The following is an 18,759-nucleotide window of genomic DNA, read 5'->3' on the forward strand; positions in this document are numbered from 1 at the left end:
AGCTTTTCATTGGTCTAACTACTAAACCCGGTCAGCTTACAAGGCCGACCAAACAACACAACTAGCCTTAGATACCATTTTTGGGCAAAAAAGCACTTCTTTACGAAGTGCTTTTCCCAATTTAGCGGTCTGGACGGGACTAATTTATATCATGCTATATAGCTAATTAACAGATAGTTAAACCAATATTTAATTTTATGTTTTCAAATTGTTATCCGTATTGGTGATTAAATTTATTTTTTTGTCCTGTCCTATATATATAATTAATAAATTGGACAAAATTTATTATGATGACTAATATTACTAATTCAAATGAATATCATGATGGTGCGATTGATATAGATGATTTAACAGAATTATTAAATGACAACACCGTTGAAGATGTCGTAATTAACCACGAGACACCAATAATCTTAACTGCCCAAACTCGAAAGATTAACTTAAAGAGTTCTTCTGTTGATCCAACTTTTATCAGTGCATTTGATTTATTTAATAAAAATATCGAAGTTATTCCTTCCCTTTTGGAACCTTTTTTACAAAAAACAGGTTTAGCTTCTCTCGTTGGAGCCTCCGACTCTGGAAAATCAACTTTTTTAAGGCAATTGAGTATCTCTATAGCTATGAATCTTAAAACTTTTTTAGGATTTCCTCTTAATAGTATTCATAACAAAGTAATATACGTCAGTACAGAAGATGACAAAAATGCTATTAGTGTTTCTATCGGCAAACAAGTTCGTTATTTAGTAGATAAAAATCCAGAAATAGAATTAAAATCATTGGAGAATCTTTCCTTTATATTCGAAACAGATAACCTCCTAAAAGTATTAAATAAAAAATTAATTAAAGAGCCTGTTGATTTAATTGTGATAGATGCTTTCACAGACGTTTTTAGTAAAGAGCTAAATGCTAACACACAAGTAAGACAGTTTTTAAATGAATACGATAAACTAGCTAAAAAACACGATTGTTTAATCGTTTTTCTGCATCATATAGGAAAAAACACGCTACGATTTGCTCCCAATAAAGATAGTATTATTGGGAGCCAAGCTTTTGAAGCAAAAATGAGGGTTGTTTTAGAATTACGTCCGAATAGACATAATATATCTAGAAAAGATTTATGGGTTTTAAAAGGGAACTTTTTAGACCCAAAACATAAAAACAGTAGTCATATTATGAATATGAATAATAGTTTAATTTTTGAAAATACGGGTGAAACGGATACTAAATTGCCAATCTTTAAAGAAAGTGATCCTGAATTAGTAAAGAAAATAACAGAGTACAGAGAAGCAGGGCTTTCGTGCAGAAAAATTGAAGATGCATTAAAAGATACTAGGTATAAGACAGGGAAATCTACAATTGCTAAAATCGCAAGTAAAATCCCTAAACCTAAGAAATAGTATCTAATACATTTAATCACAAAATATTCTTGAGATTTTTACTTCCTGCCATTCTGATAATTTGCCACTTCCTAAGACTTCTTGTATTTCAAAAAATGTATCGTGAAATACATAATTAAAAATAGTTTTTCCTTCTATTTTCAAAGACCCTTTAAATGGTAATTTATCAAAATCATGTCGCCAAGAACCTTTATGTTCTTCAGAATAAAAAACAATAGCATCTTGATAAACTCCTGTCTTTTCCCAAAGCCCTTTTCCCCCGTTTACACGGTTTATTATTAAATCCATTTTTGTGTTAGTTTAAAAGTAAATATAACTAAAAAGGCAAATCTCTGTAGTATAAAATAACATTAAATATATCTCCATAAAAAGCCTTTGCTTTGAGTTCTTTCTCCTCTACAACATCTCGTGACGCAACTCTTTGAAACCCCTGTTATTTTAGATGCCTGTGATGCTGAATCAAATGTATTTAGCAAATTTCCCTCTAAAGATAGCTGCATTACCTTCTTTTTTCTTAAATCAATCTGTGGAATATATTGCTCTATATAAGCATAACTCCAATAGAACCCTTTACAGGTTTTATCAATTCCTAAACAAACATTACTAATACTTTTTTTTGTTGCATTAATCACTTCTGAGGCAATAGCGAGATTATCATAAGTGCCAACTAAAGCACCGGTATCTAATTCATACTGAAAAACCTTCTTTCTAAAGCCTCCTCCCCCTTTGTTTAAGTTATAACCAAATTGAAAACTATCGTAATCTTTAATGTATTGTATCTCTTTTTCTGCTAATTCATTTTGATTAGATGCTGTATCAATCTGATTCCAAGTAAAAGCATCTATCCCAAAAGTAGCGATTGCCTCTTGAAATACTGTTGCCGATGCCTGATTTGATTTGTAAATATGGTCTAATCTTCGTTGTTCAATACCCTGTGATGTCGCGCCAACATAAATTTGTCCTGTAATTGTATTTTGCGCTTTATAAATTATATAAGTTTTAGCTCTGTTCTCCATTATATTCCTTTTCATTATTAATAATTTATTTCAGCTGTAGTATACACACCACATTCTATAACCACTTTATCCATTATGGCTTTTACAATTTCAGCCTCACCTATTTTACAAAACAAGGCATCGTAAACATAGCCTACATAAATACCTTTTGTATTAAGTTGTTTTATACATTCCGTCATTATCTCAACTTCTTTAGCAAACATACGCATAGAGGTAATCTTATGTCTTTTTAAACTAGTTTGTTTCTCTTGAATAATGGCTTGGTTCATCAGCGTTTCTGTGTTATTGTAATACTCGTATAAAGGGCTACGTTTCATATCCCTTACTTCTTTATTAAAGTAGGATAGGTGCTGGATTTTGACTTCACTTACTTCTAAATTACTCTCTTGTGCAATCTGTTGATGAGTAATGTATTTTTTAGAACCTCCATAGATTGACATAGCAATATTGGGATGTAGTGCTTTAAAATCGACTTCAACAATTGGTTCTCCGTCAATCTTAACTAATCTTCTAATCCAACTAGACATTAGTGTAAAACTATCTACTACCCTTCCTCCTGATTTATTATCTCCTATAATTGGAATCATCAATCCGAGTTGAGTTAAGTAATCAAACTGTTTTATATGTTGTTCTACATAACTTAAATTCTCATTGTTATTTAATTTTGGATATTTATTCAAGAATATGAGTTTTTTACCCTTTTTATTTGTGTAACCAATATCAACTAGCCTTTTAGCTTCTACTTTAAGTCTATCATAATTGGGTAACTCGATTCTTCTATATAAATTAAGTAAATTGTTAGCTATAATATTTTCATGCGCTTTGGTCAAAAGTTCTCTATAGAATTCCTCTCTCCTTTTTAGTAGTTTATTATTCTTAATTACATATTGGGTCAAACCTGCTTCCAAATAGGTTGGTGTAAGGCTATATGATTTACAAGCTACACCCTGTTGATAAGTTTCAGCCCCAGAGGCATTCGTTTTAACCTGAATTATTCCTTGTGTGGTATTGGTACTATATTTAAGTACATTAAGAACACTAGTATAAATCCGAGTATTATCATTCCCTTTTCGAGTTTGTTCATCCATTATAGTTGAAGACAGATTTTTCCATTTTTCATCTGCATAAACAGTCCAAGAGAGATTAGAAAGAATAATAAGGGATAATTCAATTGATGTATTGATGTCTTTATCAATCTTTTTTAATAAAGATTTAGGCACATTACGTTCTATATGTCGTTTTGCTTTCTTTGGAATAAATACTGTATCAATATTCTTAAAAAAATGCGCAAAAGTGTCATAGAATTCTGTTGTGTTTTCGGACTTAAATACTTCCTCAAGCCTTGATTTTACTGATATTGTAACTACAGAATTTGCTATTTCATTATCAGTAACATATATGGGAGAGTAATAAGAGTTAGATACTGAAGTTGGATAGGATAAATAAGGTGGATATGAATAGTAAGTTGATTTGTCTGCAATAGTTACAATTTGCCTATTGTCATTGGTAGGTTCTTTAATTTTAATTGTCATTTCTAATTTAATTAATAAAATTGAAATGCAATTATTTAAGAATGGTAATACTGTTTTTTTTTGTTTAGTCTTTTTTTTCTTTAATTGTTAATTTCCAAATGCTTAAATGAATCGCATAGTAGCATTCTCCTTAATTTAAAAAAGCTCAGTAATTCGTAATGTTGTATTTGATTTCTTTAAGGTAGTATTTGATTTTGTAAATCACCTGACTTTTGAGTAAGTCGAATCCTTATAAATACAAATATAATAAAAACATTTGACAATTCCTAATTTTATAAGCATTATTTTCATTATTATTATTAAAATATTCAATATTTATTAAAAAAGTTACGAAAAACACATTTGCAAATGTAGTAAACACATTAAATGACGTAATTCGTAACCTTTAAATTAATAGCTATTGACGTTTTCAGGGGTTTTTTGATGAAGCAGAAACCAGCTCCAAAGTTTGGCTATACAAAATACAACATAACTGCTTTGCCTTATTACACAATAATATCAAAATGATAATAATAGTAGGCTTGTCCGTTTATCATAAAAACGGTTTTTAGTTCTAAAGTAACTTTAACCTCATTGACTAAAACGATCTGTCCTCTCTTCAGCGCTCCAATATCTTGCAATACTTTTACTCGGAAAGGACAAAAAAGTCGTTTTAGGATATTATTGTACGTTATTACGTAAATTTCTCGTGGAGAACTGTACTTTAACAGCTCTGCCATCTCTTTTTTTGTCATCTTGATATACTATAATTTTGTTTTTTAGTTGGTAAGCTTGTTACCGTTAATCAATAAAAAAGCTATATAATATTATAGGATGAAAAAATTAGATTCTCCTTTTTCAATTGAATTTATGAGGTAATTGGTGAAGGCGTATGCATTTACGTTACGTTCCAAATTATTATCGATGTAGGTGGATTTGTTTGCCTCTGTAAATAAGTTATAAATGTTCCAAAAATTGATAGTGTTATTATCCGATTTACAGAAATGAGTATCAATATGATAATCCTTCACAATTGTATTGAGTTGAGAATCATTCATGGCTAATGGAAAAAGAGTTTGTTTTTCTTCTTTTGAGAGATAAGGGAATAACTTCATTTTGCCTACAAGGTGAGCAAACTGATTCTCTGTCAGTGAATACCTAAACATTCGTTCCATAGCAATTAAATGTTCTTACTTTTTGTACGTGTTAATCAATTCGTAGATTTTAGATTTTAATTCTAAAACTGAACTAACTCTGAGGTCTTCTTTAAGCCCATCTGTTGAAATACATAGATTAGTACAGACGGAATTCTGAAAGCCCAAAAACACTTTAAATTTCTCCATAGACTTTTTGCTAAACAAATTCTCTTGATTGTAACTTCGCACACCGCCTATAGTTAAATTGAGTTTATTTCCGTTGATTACCTCACTTATTTCAGGTATTTCAATGACAAAAGCCATACGCTCGTAATAAATGGTTTTCTCGCTCTCTAAGAGGTCTTTTGCAGGCTTCCCGATTGCTGATGGTATTCTGCCTTTGATTACGTGAGATGTTCTAATATCAGGCTTTAAATCGCCTTTATAGTTAAGAATATCTTCTACTACATCTTTTGTGCTATTGATAAACTCATAATGGCTTATGGTACACTCGTTATCTTTAGCAAACACAGGAATTGTACACTCTTCTTTTAGGTGGTCTAGTGTAACTTCTAAAGTATTGGCTTCAATGAAGTTTCTCCTTGGAAATTGTATCACTTCGTTATCATCAATGATTTGATGCTCGGTAGTAGTATTATGTTGTACTAAATTCATTTTCTTCTGGTATTAGATTTGGATTATTATTTTCAATTATTGAATGACTATCAATGAGTTGATTTGAAACAGCATCTATAACTTGTTTTCTACTCATTACCACTGGGTAAAGTTCCTTACTCAAATTAGGGTACTGATTGTAGATTTGTTTCAAAGCTTCAAGCGATTCACAAGTATTGATTTGCTCCTTGATCTTATCAATTGATATTCCTTGATTGCACCAATTGATGAGTTTTTTTCCTGTATTGGAGTTGATAATAAATTCTGGTTTACCCATAAACAAGCCTGTACGGTCTTTCGAAGCAGATGCTAAATGTTTATCGTTGAGTAATTCAAAGTTCACTGTAAGTTCGTACTCGAAGCCTTCTCTAGTAATTTCTTTCATACCCAATTTCATTACTTTGGTTTTTCCATTACTGTCTTGGTCTAGGCTATAATCTACTTTTCTTCTTGTAGTCGTTATAATATGGCATTTAGATTGAACTATAGCAACTATAAACGCGTTATGCCTTGGGGTAACCTTTGCCCAGTCATTGAAACGCCCTCCTAATTGTTCGTGAATTTCTAAACAACCTCCTCTTCCCTGCCATTCTTGACTAATGGAATCAATTATAATAATTTCTACCTCTGATTCTTCACATAGTTTTATGGCTTTTAAATAACGCTCAGGGCTATATGGTTCTTCAAGTGACAAAACATTAAAATCGCCTAAATGAGAATACAAACTTGCTGATTTATTCTCTGTATCAATTATTGCAATTTTATTCCAATCGTTTGTAATTCCGGGTGCCAGTAATAAGGCACTGTAGGTTTTCCCAAATCCACTTGGTCCTGAAAGTCCTATCCTAAGTTTGACCTGATGTCTTTCTGCTTTTTGTAATTTCATACTATTTGTTATTGATTATTAATTTTTATTGTAGGGTCTCTAATTTTTTTAAATAAAAAAAGGACTCCATTGCTGAAGTCCTTTCTAATTAAATTAATGTACCGCTAATTGAGGTTGAACGAGATTCGTATCAACTACAAAATCTTCCTCACTGACATAGTCATAACGGTGGTATAGTTCGACTATTTCTCCTGTTTCTTTAACAGTATAATCATAGGGGTCACATTCTACTTTTTGAACATGTCCATCGAGTTTTGTCCCAATTAAACCCATACAAGTTTGTTCATCAAATGTGGTTGGAACTGTTGCTGTCTTTGCAGTAAAATACGTTTTACCTGTTTGTTGGCTTTTAACCACTTCAATTCCTCCTTGGACAACTAGTCCGAAAAAATTCTCACCATTATCCTTAGTGAAAGTTTTAAAATTTACAATCGTAACCATAGTTTTTTTGATTTATAAGATTAAACAATATGAATGTCCCTCAAGCTTGATCAGAATGGATTCAAGAATCAACTTCCCCACTGGATCAAGCCGGGGGCACGCCCCAAACTTTGGAAGAGTCCGGGCTTGATCTTTGGTTGTATCACGCTTACTCTGAAAAAAAATTATAAAAAAAATTTTTTTTAGGTGAATTTTTAAGGCATAAAAAAAGCAACCGTTAGGTTGCTCCTGCTATTCTATAATTTTAATTAACTCTTTGAAATTTAATTTTTGTATTCAATTATTCTCTCAAGATAAAATATTGGAACACCGTCTTCATATCCAATTTGGACTATCCAATTTTGATGATCATCATATTGATAAGTATAGTTCCCTTTTCTTTGAATACTTCCGTCATTATTATAAACGATAACATCTTTAATATTACCATCCTCAAAATATGTGTACTGGGTTTTTCCTGATTCGTATAGTTCAATTATCTTTTGATTCTTGTCATTATATTTATAAGTGTATTGAAATGTTTCAGATAAATTATGAGTAATTGTTTCTTTAATTAAGTTATTATTCTCATCGTAAACTTTCTTCTCAACATAACCATAATCACTTCTAATTTCAGTACAATTTCCTTTTGAATCGTACTTAAGTTTGAATTGCATCACTCTTTTACCTTCTTCTGGGGTATATCTATTTTGTTCTATTTTTTGATTTTTTTCATTGTATTTAATTTTGGAAATAAAGCTAATTCCATAACTATTATATTCTGAAAATTCAGTTTTATTTCCCAATTCATTATACTTCGTATAAAGTTCGCAAATGTCTAAATCAACACATTTTCTTGCGCCTTTTACTGGTTCTCCAAATTTTTCAGTTACATAATAATCTGTCTCTCTAACTGATAATACATTCCCTTTCAAATTTTCTTTTTCTAAATCATTTTTATCTAATTTTTGTTGGCAACTTAACGTAACGAAACTCATTAATAAAGTCAATAGAGTTAAGGCTTTTTTCATAATTATTTTATTTAGTAGTTGCTGATTTAAATTCACTCGCCTCTTGATAGGTGTCAAATATGTAGGTTTCTCTTGCTACAATTGAATGAAGGAAATCTGAATTTTGTTTGCGTATTCTGTCTTCAAACTCATCTTCCCTTTTCAATTTTGCAGTGTAATCAAAATTGGACACTTCTTCAATATCAGTCCATGAAGACATCTTCCTAATATCGGTCATCCGACGCCCATAAGCACCTATTGAAATTGTTCCTATTTTATACGTTATTACAGTCCATACAAATTTTGGCTTTGCAACTGGTTCTTGGTTAACTTTATTCCTCAGAACTTCGTTTTCTTCTCTTAGTTTTTTAATTTCAAGGCTCTCGTTTTTACAAGATTGTAATAAAATTAAAGATATTATTACAAGACAAATCTTCTTCATAATCAATTATTATTTACAGTATTTACCTAACTCAAGAAATGCTTCTTTTTTTCCTAATTCTTGACTTAGCTTAAGGTCTTCACATCCTTCCGTTTTATTAGCAAGTTTTATCTTGGCAAGACCTCTATAAAAATATGAGTTTTTGTTTTTTTGAATAATTAGTGCGTTGTCCATGTCATCAATACATTTTTGATATTGACCAAGCTTATAATTCAATTCTCCTCTAGTGTCCCATATATAGGATTCCGTTTGATCTAATTCTAAAGCTTTGGTTACTAATGGTAATGCTTGCTCTAAATTGCCTAATTCCACTAAACAATACGATTTATTATTATAAATAGTAGACATTTTATAGATAGTTGGTTTAGCTGTTTTTTCAAGACGGATTATTTCATCATAATCTTTTATAGCGCCTTCTCTATCTCCATTAGCTGATTTAGTCATCGCTCTTCTAAATAACGCATCTGTATTTTCAGGATTTGCAGTTAAGGCTTTTTCATAATTACTATCAATTGATGCAAAATATCCCTTGGCATCATAAGCTTTCTGCTCTTCTATTGCATCTAAAACCTTATCTACAACTTTAAGTGTTAATCCTGATTGAGACCCTGCCGCACCCCACATATTATCAGCACTTGCATTAATTACAGATCTTGGCTTGTTGAAATTATCTAGTCGATTATATATCTCAAAGACAAGTCCCATTCTCCCTAATACATTTCCTGAACTACCAGAAGTATTAACCGTGTTTGAAATGCTACTATATGACGAAGTATAATTAGACTGTGTGCTGTAGGAAGTCCCATTTGGTTGTATCACGATAATAGTACTTATCTCATTCCTATTCAATTCAGAACTCTTTTCAGCCTCAGTATAATTTGTGCCTGGAATAAATAAACTGTTGTAAGAGATTGAATTGATACCTAATTCTTGAAAGCGTTTCATTATTTTAATTTCACTTTTGGGATCATTTATCCCAAAATAAACTAAAGTCTTCCCGACAATAGAGCCTTTTAAAACTCCGTAAGAATATACTTTGTTTCCAATTTTTTCTTGCGAGTTGGCAATATTTGTAATGACTAATGTTATTAATAACAGGATGTGTTTTTTCATTTTAATGATGTTTTTAAATTGAATAATTAATACATGGAAGAATTCAAATTTATGATTACCCTACATGTAACATTTGTTTATCAACAATATTGATTTATGATTAAATTAATTTAGATGTAATTTCTCTTGAAATAAATTCTAAGAAATATACGCAGGTAAATGCAGGAAGCCCCATCTAATGGTTTCCTGAAAAATTAGTACAATTACTTTCTAAATAATTTGTACAACAAAAAGATAAGTTGCTTTTTTCATGATTTGGGATTAGAGGTTAATTTAATTATAGTTGTTAGTTACCAGGTAGGATTTATTACTAAATTAAAGTTTTAAATATTGTCATATATGGCATTAACAACCACAAATATAAACATTTTCTTGACTTGCCAAATATGTCAAGTATGGAAAAGTCCGAATTATTGAAAGTAGTGGGTAAAAAAATCCAAGAGATACGAGTTAAAAAAGGTTTGTCTCAAGTGGATTTAGTAGGGTTAATTGAAGGAAATATTGATACTACAAATATTTCAAGAATTGAATCGGGAAGAACAAATCCAACTCTTTACAACTTATACAGAATAAGTCAAGCATTGAATGTTCCTCTTGTAGATTTAGTTGATTTTGAAAATTGACAGGTAAACATTATTATTTAATTATTTACATAACTAAGTATAAAGGTTTCACAAATTAGTAGAATTGAAAGAGGGGTAATCAATACCTCGGTAACTACAATTTATGAAATTGCAAAAGTGTTAAAGATTGATATTTCTGAATTATTTGCTTTCTGACAAAGGTGGATAACTATGTTTTCTTTTTTAATTTCAATGGAGATAAATCTGAGTTTCACAGAACGGCTAAATGTTCAGAAACTACTGTAAGGTGGGCATTTAGAAATGAGAAGAGAATGACCTTTGATTTGTTATTACGATTTACAGTTTTAAATTGGGCAAAGAAGTAAATGAAATTTTTGATGGAACAATAATTTTAAAAAGATAATTGCTCAAATCTGTCGTAGTGATGTTCGCGGGTAGTGCCTTTATTTATTAAATTTTAGTATAAATGTATTTGCACAAAAACTAATTCCCATTATCTTCTGTATTTCATCACCAAAAACAGCATAAAAATCACCACTATTTAATTCCATCATTTGCTTAATACGCCACATCCCAATTCCATCACCACTTTTCCCTGTTTTTTTTGCAATTTCTCCTGAAAAACCTTCTGTGAAAATTAATTCTCTTTCTGATGGTTTAATATAAGTACTTATCATTTTGAATTTGATTAAAAACTCTTGAGTACTATCTTCAAAATCAATATTAATTTTAGAATTTGGCTTACTATATTTTAATGCATTTTCAATTAAATGATAAAAAGCGATTTGAATTGTTTCGTAGTCTACTTTTGATTTATAAAAAAACTCACCAACCTCTACATAGATATGTTTTTCACTAAAGTCTGCAAAAAAAGTATGTAAAACATTTAGTAGGATATTTTTAATTGAAAAAGACTGAAATTCTAAAGGTGTTTTATCTTCTCGATCTAATTTTCTATAAATAGAGAATTCGGATTTCATATGAATGTTGTTTTTTGCAATTCTCAAAAACATCATCGCAGTAGCTTTGGGATTTTTGACAACTTCTTTTTCAATGAAATTTATTTGTTCTTTCCAATTTGATGCTAGAACAGATTGAGGTATTAAATCATAGATTTCTTGGATATTATATGCATTTATTGAAGTTAAATTATGCACCAATCTATTTACTTTTTGTTGTTCCATTTTTTTTATTCCGTTTTCAATTTCAATTTTAGGAATTACTAAATCTGGAAAAGCTAAAGATAAACCTTCGAGTTTGTCTTTAAATAGTTTAGTCGTTTTAGTTTTATCACAACATAAAAAAGTTGTGGATTTTGATGTAATCAATTTGCCTTGTCTTCTAGAATCATTATATAAAGGGCAAACTGGCATGAGTTTTCCTTTAGATTCGCAAGAAATGAAACAACTAACACATTCAGTTGTTAGATTTTCAGCAACTGGTTTTTCATCTTTATCTAATACTTGAAAATGTTTCATTTATGGTTGTAACTTTCGATTAGATTAATGAACTGAAAAGGTTCTGCGTTTTTTGGCAAACAACTATCAACTTCTTTAAGTGCTTTATGAAATCTATCACCCGTAGTTTCTGCTGAATATAAAACTATCTTTTTAGATGGGAATTTTTGTTTTAAAGCAGAAGCTAATCCTAAGCCTTGGTCTTTAAATAATGTAGTTCCAACACCATTTATATCAACAAAAATAATATCAGCTTCAATAACTTTAGAATCGTCTAAGTCAGTTACATCTTTAATAGCTTTTGTATTTATCCAACCTGCTTTTTTTAATATCGAAATTATTTTAAATTCCGTGTAATTATCATCTATAAACAATAATCTTGTTAAAGCTTTTTGTTTTTCTTCAGTATCTGAATTTGATGGTTCTTTCTCTTTACCCACAATAACGTTTACTGTATTTGTGTTATTTATACTAGGACTTGGTTGTTGTATGTGGTTTGGAATGAGTACATTTTCTTCCTTTAAGTTTTTCAATATAATAAATCCTAGGATTTCTAATGATGATATTACAATTAGAATAGTTGGTTCTCCATCCCAATTTGAATTAATAGCCCAAATAATTCCTCCTATAAGTCCTGTCATTGCAACAAGAAATGTTATTATATTTTCGACAAATGATTTCATAAATAATTTTAAGTTTATATTTGGTTAAAGTTAGTTTTTTTGACATTTCCACCAACGTTTCCTAGTCTCGCGCAGTTTGCAACTTAGAAAGACGAGTATTTTAGGCTAAACGAAAATACAATAAAAAACGATAATTCCATTAAATTCGCAATCTTGCCAAACCGCTGTTCTGCGATGGCTTTTTATTCAGTTTTGTTTGGTAAATATTCTTTATATTTTATTTTTAAATAGTCAAGATTTTTTTCATTATCCATCAAGTTTAAATTTAGTTTTTCTTTGATGAATTCATAACGAGTTTTAGCAAGGTTCAATATATGTCCCCAAGTCAATACATAAACATCATAGAATTCAGTCGCAACAACGTGACCATATTCTCTATTTGTTTGCTCTAATTCAGGCTCTATATCAGATTTAATATCTTTAGTTATTAAAAGAAATTTCCATTTTGTTTTTTCTTTAGGAAAGCGACGATCTTGACTAATTCTTGACGCATATAATTTTATCTGCATCAATTCTTCAACTCCAGCATCTAATTTTGGTTTTTTAAGTTCTATTACAAGATTTGTCTTATGTCCAGGTTGTCCTTGAGGATATTGTCTCCATAAGCAAATATCAGGTATTATTTGTAAATCATCATTAGGTTGACTTTCAATTACTTCTTCAAAATTATCTCTACCTAAAAATTTTAAATACTCTTTTAATACATTTTTTAATGTTACATCGTCAACGCCATAAGTAAACTCGTCACCAAAAAGCCAAGTTTCATTTATTAGAATTTTGTGTAAATGTTTTCTTTCTAATACGTTTTTATTTTCATCTTTATTGTAAATAAGTTCTTCAATACCATTAATAAACTTTAATCTATTTTTTATTTCAGTCATTGTATCAATGATACTTGACAAAGATGTTTCTTGTAAGATTTCGACTAGTTCTTCTCTTTTTTCTATAGGCAATTCAATTACTTCTGTTAGTATTCTTTGAAGAGAGCTTGAGTCTTTTTCTAAAGCTTCTTTTATTAGTGATAAAGTAAATTTTTGACTTTTTTCATCCTGACTTTCAAAATCAGGCAAATATTCATTTACCTGTAAAGCCACAATATCAAAAACTTGTCTTTTACTTTCTTCAATTAAATTTTCTGCTTTTTCTTTATAAGGATATATTCCTCTTGATTTTAGTTTATCAATGAATTCTGTTGAATAATAATGTAATCTTTTTCTAATGTATTCTTTAGCAAATTTTTTAACTTCAGTCAATGCAGCTTGCAGATGCTCATCATATTCAACAAGATTCATTTTATTTTCTCGTTGTAAATTTTCTATATAAATTGATTGAACGAATATTGAGATTGGGATTGTTGAACGAATTCCTAAATTTAATTCTCTAAAAGGAATTCCTTTTGTATTGCACAAGTATGTCTTTTTTTTAATATCAAATTTCCATTCAATTAATTTTACTTGAAATTTATATGAAAGATTATCTTTTTCAAGTAAAAATTCTGTTTCCGCTTTGTTTTTTATTAGTGATTCAAATTCAAGTTTGTTTCCATTAACGAAAATTGCAAAATCTGGATAACTTAAATAATATGATGTGAATTTTTGTTCAAGCTCCTTTCTTGTTTTAATGTCAAGCGCTTGGTTTGCATTTTCTTGGTCAATATTTTGTATTAAAACTTTGAAACCAGTTTGTGTATTTCCTTTCGGTAATGACTTTAAATCACTAAATTCTGAATGTGTTAAATGATTTCTATCAAATGTAATAGAAAATTCTTTTAGTGAATTTGAATTTTCATAAATACTTGTAAAAGTCACCAAATCTCCTAATGCAAGAGCTTTGTATCTTCCTTTACCTTCTTTTCCATGATATTGTCTTCCATTTGGACTTATTGAGCAAGCTTTCTTCTCTGAACCACCTAGTCTACCAAATACTTCTTGAGCTTTTTTGTAATCAATTCCACGACCATTATCGCTTATTTCAATATTTTCAAAACCACCAAGCGTATTTTTTTGATATTCAATATTTATTACTGTCGAATCAGAATCTAATGAATTCCAAATTAATTCAGAAATAGCTGATATTCCACTTGCTCTTGTTAGAGATTCAATGTGATCTTTTTCAACTCCTAAATCGATTGTTTTTGACATTTTTTGTTTTTTTTACGGGTTTTCAACAAACTACCACACGAAAGGATTTGTGCGGTAGCGAGGGAAATATCCCCAGATTATATTAATATCCCATAGCGGATATTACAAAAGATTTAGGCAATTTGCATAATAAAAAAATTGCATTCTGTTCTAAATTTTAACATGTTTTGATTTAATGCTGCGTCCACACCCAACCCAATTACACCCTTTTTAAGAGCAAAGCTGAATCAAGCATCTAATACTATAAATATAGCTTTATAATAAGAAAAGTTACTTCTCTTTAGTTTGTAATCAACTTAATTATTGTATTTTATTCTATTGCAGAACTCGAAATAACCTCTATATATTCTATTTCTTCTTCTTTTTTATCAACTAAATAAATAACATAATTGTTTAAATAATTCATTAAATCAAAATCCTTTAATTCATATTTATAAAATCTAGAGGAACGTATAAATTTTTTGACATCTAAAAGTTTATCATATTTTATATTTTTTACTAATTTCATTTTTCTAAATAAAAAAGTAACATCTCCACTTTTTCCGCTATCTTCAAGATAATAGATATCTGTATCATGTTCTGATTGGGTAATATAATTATTGTCCAGATTAAAATATAAAGTATCCTTTATTGGATTGGTAATCGATCTATCACCATCTTTCAAAGGATAGTATGAATAGTATTCCAAAATTCTAGGCTGAATAAATTCTTCTCCGTTAACAAAAAATACTTCGTATTTATCTGTTAAAGAATCTTTGAGTTTCCAAGGATCTACAATTTTGTTGTATTTCCCATCATGGTAAAATTTTCTATTCTCAATATAGTCTTTGAGAGAAAGTATTTTTTTTGGCTTCAACCCTTTTAGTAAAATACCATTCCCTATAAAAAAAATATTCCCATTAGTTTTTGTGTGAGCCATTTGATTCTTTTGATTTTTAACAACTTCAGGATAAGTTAAATTTTTATAGAAATTGTGCTCTATAGTTGGGGAAATAGTGTAGTACTTATCAATAGCAAAGAAAAGACTGTCTTTTTTTTGCGCTATTAAAGTAATAGGGAATACTATAAAAAGGGTAATTATAACGTAATTGATATGCTTTTTCATTAGAAAGTGTTTTATTTACATGGTGCGTTTCTAGAGAAATTTTCGACTCTTTTCCCTAGGTTTGATATTCTTTCTTTCTCTGTTTGAGGTAGATTTGTCCAATCTTTTACATTTTCATATTCCAAACCTCTCCAAGCTAATGCTTCATAAAAAGCATCGCTAGGTTCTTCTCCGTAGTAATTTATATAACCTTGATAATCATCGGGAAGCATATTCTTATGAAAATCTTTCAGAGCCTCTTTCATACTGCTCAAATAAAGTGCTGCCATTGCACCATGCTGTGAGCCATAGAGTTCATATAATTTTTTAAAATCTGCAGCAGCTACATCATCTTTATTTGTTGTTAATAATTTTCTCCATATATCTGCATGAATATATTCATGTAAAATAGTCCTAACAGCATCTAAAGTTGAATTTGAATCAGTTCGAGAAGTACTAATTTGTATTAATATTGTATTGTTTATTGGAGGAAAGGTTACCCCGTTAACTTCGTTACCGGAAGAAATAACATTATCCTTAGATACAATGTTAATATTAAATTCTGATGTCCCTTCAAAATTAATTAAAAGTTTTTGAAGATAAGCATTTCCATTCAATAAATCGTTTAAGCATTTAGCTTTTCCTGTTAATCCTGAAGCATCTATCTTATCAGCAACTAAAGTAGTGATGTATAAAGAGTGTCTTTCTAGCATATGAAATGCGTCTGCAGGGGAATCACAGGCATAAGGAATGGCCATATACGTTACTTTTGTTCCTAAATATTTCTCACCGACAAAAGTCATTGTTATAAACTTACCTGAATCTGCCATTCTCCAAACACGATAGGTAGCTTCCCACATTTCTGTATAATAAGCTATGTAGGCATTACATTCGGGCACTTTGCTTGTTAGGTTCTTTGAAATATAGAATGAGTTTATGGCGGTAGTTAAAAGGTTTAAATCAGGATTTTTAGAAGGATTTATTGACTTACCATCATACACCACAAGTTGGTCAGTAGGTTTCCCTGACAAATCAAAAACTTTGAATGTTCCTGTAAAGTTATTCAAACTCTTAATTGTACTGGGAAACAAATCGTGATTTAAACTAGAATAAGCTTGAATGAAATAGGAGCTGATATCATTTCCATTTTTTACACCTATGATTTCATACTTCAACTTGTCTTGAAATATGGTTGATTCTATTGTGGTTGGGGTTTTCTCTATAACACCCACTTCATAGATTTCAATTCCATTAGTCGTTGTTTTCTTTACATCATTCCAATTTACTTCTAAATTTTTAGAAATGTTTTGGTCTGTAAACTTATCTAAATGCAGGCTGTTTTGTAATTGACTAATTACTGGGTCAGATTTAATTGTTCCGATTTCTTCATCATTACTACATGAAAAAATCGTTAATGCCAACAATAAAACAAAGGTGTTTTTTAAAATTTGGGTCATATCGATTTAGGTTAAAGTTACTACTTTTATGGGTGTGGGGTAAGTCAAATGTAATAAAAAAATAATTACAATGATATGTCTTACAAAAAATGATATGTTTCAGTTAATTATTCCAACTATCCAATTATAATGTTAATAATAGAATCGTATCACATCCCACAATACAAATATAAAATGCCAAATAATTTCTTAGTTACGGTAAAACCGTAAAAATGATTTAGCAAAATAAATAAGTCCTCCTCTAAATAGTCTTATGATTAACAATAACTCATTTCGAGAAGGATTTAACACTAATTATCTAATTTGTCAGAAAGAGATTTTATAGCTTCACTCACTTTCTTCTGAACCACTTTTCCGTAACTTTCCTGAGTAATTAACATATTAGAATGTCCTAATAATTCAGAAACAATTTCCATAGGCACATCATTATATAGTAGGACTGTTGATGCAAATGTTTTTCTAGCAATATGATGTGTAAGTCGTTTCTCTATCCCAACAATATCAGCAATTTCTTTTAAGTAAGAGTTAAACTTCTGATTGCTTATAGGAGGAAATATTCGATTGGCTTCTGTTACATACTTATCAATTATCTCTTGAGCTTTTGGAAGGATAGGAATTGAAACTTGTCGTTGTGTTTTTTCTCGTTTCATTTGAATCCAATTAATGCCATCAAAACCTAATTGAATATGTTGTTTCTCTAAATTAGACATTTCATTAAAAGCTAAACCAGTATAGCAACAGAAAATAAATAAGTCTTGAATGGCAGTTAATCTTATTTGAGAGAAAGGATGCTTTTCTAATTTTGATAATTCTAAAACGCTTAAATAAACCACCTCTTTTTTCACTTTAAATGGGCGATAAGCATCGAAAGGGTCTTTGTGTAAATACTCTTGACTAATTGCGTACTGAATCACCTTTCTGAATCTCTGTATGGCTTTATTTAACGTGCTCTGTTGTAAGTTTTTTTCAGTTTTAAGATAATATTCATATTCGCCAATAAAGTTCATTTTAAGCTCTTTAAACTTGTAATCTTTAGTCTTAAATTTCCATTTAACAAAATCTGATAAATGATTTCTTGACTCAACATATTTCTTATATGTAACTAATTTTAATTCAATACCAACTAGTTTTATCCTAATATTGTATAGGTCATATACTTCAATAATTCCAAATTCTTTTTTGATAGTCTCTCCTTTAGATTGTAAATAAATGTCATTCACATTAAAGGGAATATTCTTCATTTGTAGGTACAAAAAAGCCTGATTAATTTTAGTTTTAATCAGGCTTAGTTCAGAATTAATAAATATATTTTCTTCATTAGGTGGTTTTGCTTGTTGCAACTTTCCGTACCAATGATGGGGATAAATAAATAACCCTGTAGCAAATTCATGCCTTTCTTGTTTATGAGTAATTCTACATCTAATAGAGCATTTACCCATTTGATTCAACCTACTTCTTGCAATTAAGAAAAGTATCTTTATCTTTAGTGAATTCATAAAATTTTGGATTTTGTGTTATTGAAAGATTGATTAGGATGCACACCTTTCTAAAAATGGATGCACACCTTGTTGTACACCTTTTTCTCCTGAGAAGAGAATTACGAAAACGTTTTAGTACCGTCTTAAATCAAAAAAGCTATCCTTAGTTCTGAAAATCAGAATTTCTGGAAAGCTTTTCATTGGTCTAACTACTAAACCCGGTCAGCTTACAAGGCCGACCAAACAACACAACTAGCCTTAGATACCAT

General features: G+C 29.8%; 18 protein-coding genes and 1 pseudogene. 3 read left to right on the plus strand and 16 right to left on the minus strand.

The genetic code is table 11. The features are described from left to right. Positions 1 to 290 precede the first annotated feature (290 nt). Entirely contained in the window at positions 291 to 1,397 is a 1,107-nt protein-coding gene (locus RMR09_RS09050; RefSeq protein ID WP_310595479.1) for an AAA family ATPase, read from the plus strand. A gap of 12 nt (positions 1,398 to 1,409) precedes the next feature. Here the strand turns inward: RMR09_RS09050 and RMR09_RS09055 are convergent, their stop codons facing one another. From RMR09_RS09055 to RMR09_RS09100, 10 genes and pseudogenes are all read right to left on the minus strand, one after another. Beyond that, positions 1,410 to 1,685: a hypothetical protein gene (locus RMR09_RS09055; RefSeq protein WP_310595480.1), complete on the minus strand. Its 276-nt coding sequence runs from the start codon at positions 1,683 to 1,685 to the stop codon at positions 1,410 to 1,412. Between the two features lie 62 nt (positions 1,686 to 1,747). Then, a complete protein-coding gene (locus tag RMR09_RS09060; RefSeq protein WP_310595481.1) occupies positions 1,748 to 2,428 on the minus strand; it encodes an NUMOD1 domain-containing DNA-binding protein in 681 nt (226 codons plus the stop codon). Positions 2,429 to 2,430: 2 nt separating this feature from the next. Then, on the minus strand, positions 2,431 to 3,945 hold the full coding sequence (locus tag RMR09_RS09065) for a hypothetical protein (RefSeq protein ID WP_310595482.1): 1,515 nt from the start codon (positions 3,943 to 3,945) through the stop codon (positions 2,431 to 2,433). Positions 3,946 to 4,430: 485 nt separating this feature from the next. Then, positions 4,431 to 4,679 (minus strand): hypothetical protein, encoded by a 249-nt coding sequence (locus tag RMR09_RS09070; protein WP_310595483.1) that lies wholly within the window; start codon positions 4,677 to 4,679, stop codon positions 4,431 to 4,433. Positions 4,680 to 4,751: 72 nt separating this feature from the next. Next, a pseudogene (locus tag RMR09_RS09075) lies at positions 4,752 to 5,735 on the minus strand (DUF3871 family protein). After that, positions 5,716 to 6,621: an AAA family ATPase gene (locus tag RMR09_RS09080; protein WP_310595484.1), complete on the minus strand. Its 906-nt coding sequence runs from the start codon at positions 6,619 to 6,621 to the stop codon at positions 5,716 to 5,718. Before RMR09_RS09080 ends, RMR09_RS09075 begins: the two are co-directional and overlap by 20 nt. Before the next feature lie 93 nt (positions 6,622 to 6,714). Continuing rightward, the gene (locus RMR09_RS09085; protein ID WP_310595485.1) at positions 6,715 to 7,062 is read right to left on the minus strand and encodes a hypothetical protein; all 348 of its coding nucleotides are present in this window, start codon (positions 7,060 to 7,062) and stop codon (positions 6,715 to 6,717) included. A gap of 263 nt (positions 7,063 to 7,325) precedes the next feature. Further along, on the minus strand, positions 7,326 to 8,072 hold the full coding sequence (locus RMR09_RS09090; protein ID WP_310595486.1) for a hypothetical protein: 747 nt from the start codon (positions 8,070 to 8,072) through the stop codon (positions 7,326 to 7,328). 7 nt (positions 8,073 to 8,079) lie between these two features. Beyond that, positions 8,080 to 8,493 (minus strand): hypothetical protein, encoded by a 414-nt coding sequence (locus RMR09_RS09095; RefSeq protein ID WP_310595487.1) that lies wholly within the window; start codon positions 8,491 to 8,493, stop codon positions 8,080 to 8,082. Between the two features lie 9 nt (positions 8,494 to 8,502). Further along, positions 8,503 to 9,606, minus strand: coding sequence for a tetratricopeptide repeat protein (locus RMR09_RS09100; RefSeq protein WP_310595488.1), 1,104 nt, complete (start codon positions 9,604 to 9,606; stop codon positions 8,503 to 8,505). Positions 9,607 to 10,001: 395 nt separating this feature from the next. Between RMR09_RS09100 and RMR09_RS09105 the strand changes: the two genes are divergently transcribed. Together RMR09_RS09105 and RMR09_RS11365 are read left to right on the plus strand one after the other, a co-directional pair. Beyond that, positions 10,002 to 10,229, plus strand: coding sequence for a helix-turn-helix transcriptional regulator (locus RMR09_RS09105; protein WP_310595489.1), 228 nt, complete (start codon positions 10,002 to 10,004; stop codon positions 10,227 to 10,229). 39 nt (positions 10,230 to 10,268) lie between these two features. Next, complete coding sequence (locus tag RMR09_RS11365; RefSeq protein ID WP_409070962.1) at positions 10,269 to 10,385, plus strand: helix-turn-helix domain-containing protein; 117 nt, start codon at positions 10,269 to 10,271, stop codon at positions 10,383 to 10,385. 248 nt (positions 10,386 to 10,633) lie between these two features. Here the strand turns inward: RMR09_RS11365 and RMR09_RS09110 are convergent, their stop codons facing one another. The 6 genes from RMR09_RS09110 to RMR09_RS09135 all read right to left on the minus strand — a co-directional run bounded on the left by RMR09_RS09110 (position 10,634) and on the right by RMR09_RS09135 (position 18,508). Then, the gene (locus RMR09_RS09110) at positions 10,634 to 11,668 is read right to left on the minus strand and encodes an ATP-binding protein (RefSeq protein WP_310595490.1); all 1,035 of its coding nucleotides are present in this window, start codon (positions 11,666 to 11,668) and stop codon (positions 10,634 to 10,636) included. Continuing rightward, positions 11,665 to 12,330, minus strand: a complete 666-nt coding sequence (locus RMR09_RS09115; protein WP_310595491.1) for a response regulator — start codon at positions 12,328 to 12,330, stop codon at positions 11,665 to 11,667. Before RMR09_RS09115 ends, RMR09_RS09110 begins: the two co-directional genes overlap by 4 nt. Before the next feature lie 182 nt (positions 12,331 to 12,512). Beyond that, positions 12,513 to 14,471, minus strand: coding sequence for an ATP-binding protein (locus tag RMR09_RS09120; RefSeq protein ID WP_310595492.1), 1,959 nt, complete (start codon positions 14,469 to 14,471; stop codon positions 12,513 to 12,515). Between the two features lie 310 nt (positions 14,472 to 14,781). Beyond that, the gene (locus RMR09_RS09125) at positions 14,782 to 15,576 is read right to left on the minus strand and encodes a hypothetical protein (RefSeq protein WP_310595493.1); all 795 of its coding nucleotides are present in this window, start codon (positions 15,574 to 15,576) and stop codon (positions 14,782 to 14,784) included. A gap of 11 nt (positions 15,577 to 15,587) precedes the next feature. After that, positions 15,588 to 17,012, minus strand: coding sequence for a hypothetical protein (locus RMR09_RS09130; RefSeq protein ID WP_310595494.1), 1,425 nt, complete (start codon positions 17,010 to 17,012; stop codon positions 15,588 to 15,590). Positions 17,013 to 17,302: 290 nt separating this feature from the next. Continuing rightward, positions 17,303 to 18,508 (minus strand): site-specific integrase, encoded by a 1,206-nt coding sequence (locus RMR09_RS09135; RefSeq protein WP_310595495.1) that lies wholly within the window; start codon positions 18,506 to 18,508, stop codon positions 17,303 to 17,305. Positions 18,509 to 18,759 lie beyond the last annotated feature (251 nt).

It is taken from the genome of Flavobacterium sp. (assembly GCF_031537875.1).
GTDB lineage: Bacteria > Bacteroidota > Bacteroidia > Flavobacteriales > Flavobacteriaceae > Flavobacterium.

Bases quoted from the DNA above. Each gene is read 5' to 3' on its own strand.
- RMR09_RS09050 (WP_310595479.1), top strand. From the start codon at position 291: ATGACTAATATTACTAATTCAAATGAATATCATGATGGTGCGATTGAT.
- RMR09_RS09055 (WP_310595480.1), bottom strand. From the start codon at position 1,685: ATGGATTTAATAATAAACCGTGTAAACGGGGGAAAAGGGCTTTGGGAA.
- RMR09_RS09060 (WP_310595481.1), bottom strand. From the start codon at position 2,428: ATGAAAAGGAATATAATGGAGAACAGAGCTAAAACTTATATAATTTAT.
- RMR09_RS09065 (WP_310595482.1), bottom strand. From the start codon at position 3,945: ATGACAATTAAAATTAAAGAACCTACCAATGACAATAGGCAAATTGTA.
- RMR09_RS09070 (WP_310595483.1), bottom strand. From the start codon at position 4,679: ATGACAAAAAAAGAGATGGCAGAGCTGTTAAAGTACAGTTCTCCACGA.
- RMR09_RS09080 (WP_310595484.1), bottom strand. From the start codon at position 6,621: ATGAAATTACAAAAAGCAGAAAGACATCAGGTCAAACTTAGGATAGGA.
- RMR09_RS09085 (WP_310595485.1), bottom strand. From the start codon at position 7,062: ATGGTTACGATTGTAAATTTTAAAACTTTCACTAAGGATAATGGTGAG.
- RMR09_RS09090 (WP_310595486.1), bottom strand. From the start codon at position 8,072: ATGAAAAAAGCCTTAACTCTATTGACTTTATTAATGAGTTTCGTTACG.
- RMR09_RS09095 (WP_310595487.1), bottom strand. From the start codon at position 8,493: ATGAAGAAGATTTGTCTTGTAATAATATCTTTAATTTTATTACAATCT.
- RMR09_RS09100 (WP_310595488.1), bottom strand. From the start codon at position 9,606: ATGAAAAAACACATCCTGTTATTAATAACATTAGTCATTACAAATATT.
- RMR09_RS09105 (WP_310595489.1), top strand. From the start codon at position 10,002: ATGGAAAAGTCCGAATTATTGAAAGTAGTGGGTAAAAAAATCCAAGAG.
- RMR09_RS09110 (WP_310595490.1), bottom strand. From the start codon at position 11,668: ATGAAACATTTTCAAGTATTAGATAAAGATGAAAAACCAGTTGCTGAA.
- RMR09_RS09115 (WP_310595491.1), bottom strand. From the start codon at position 12,330: ATGAAATCATTTGTCGAAAATATAATAACATTTCTTGTTGCAATGACA.
- RMR09_RS09120 (WP_310595492.1), bottom strand. From the start codon at position 14,471: ATGTCAAAAACAATCGATTTAGGAGTTGAAAAAGATCACATTGAATCT.
- RMR09_RS09125 (WP_310595493.1), bottom strand. From the start codon at position 15,576: ATGAAAAAGCATATCAATTACGTTATAATTACCCTTTTTATAGTATTC.
- RMR09_RS09130 (WP_310595494.1), bottom strand. From the start codon at position 17,012: ATGACCCAAATTTTAAAAAACACCTTTGTTTTATTGTTGGCATTAACG.
- RMR09_RS09135 (WP_310595495.1), bottom strand. From the start codon at position 18,508: ATGAATTCACTAAAGATAAAGATACTTTTCTTAATTGCAAGAAGTAGG.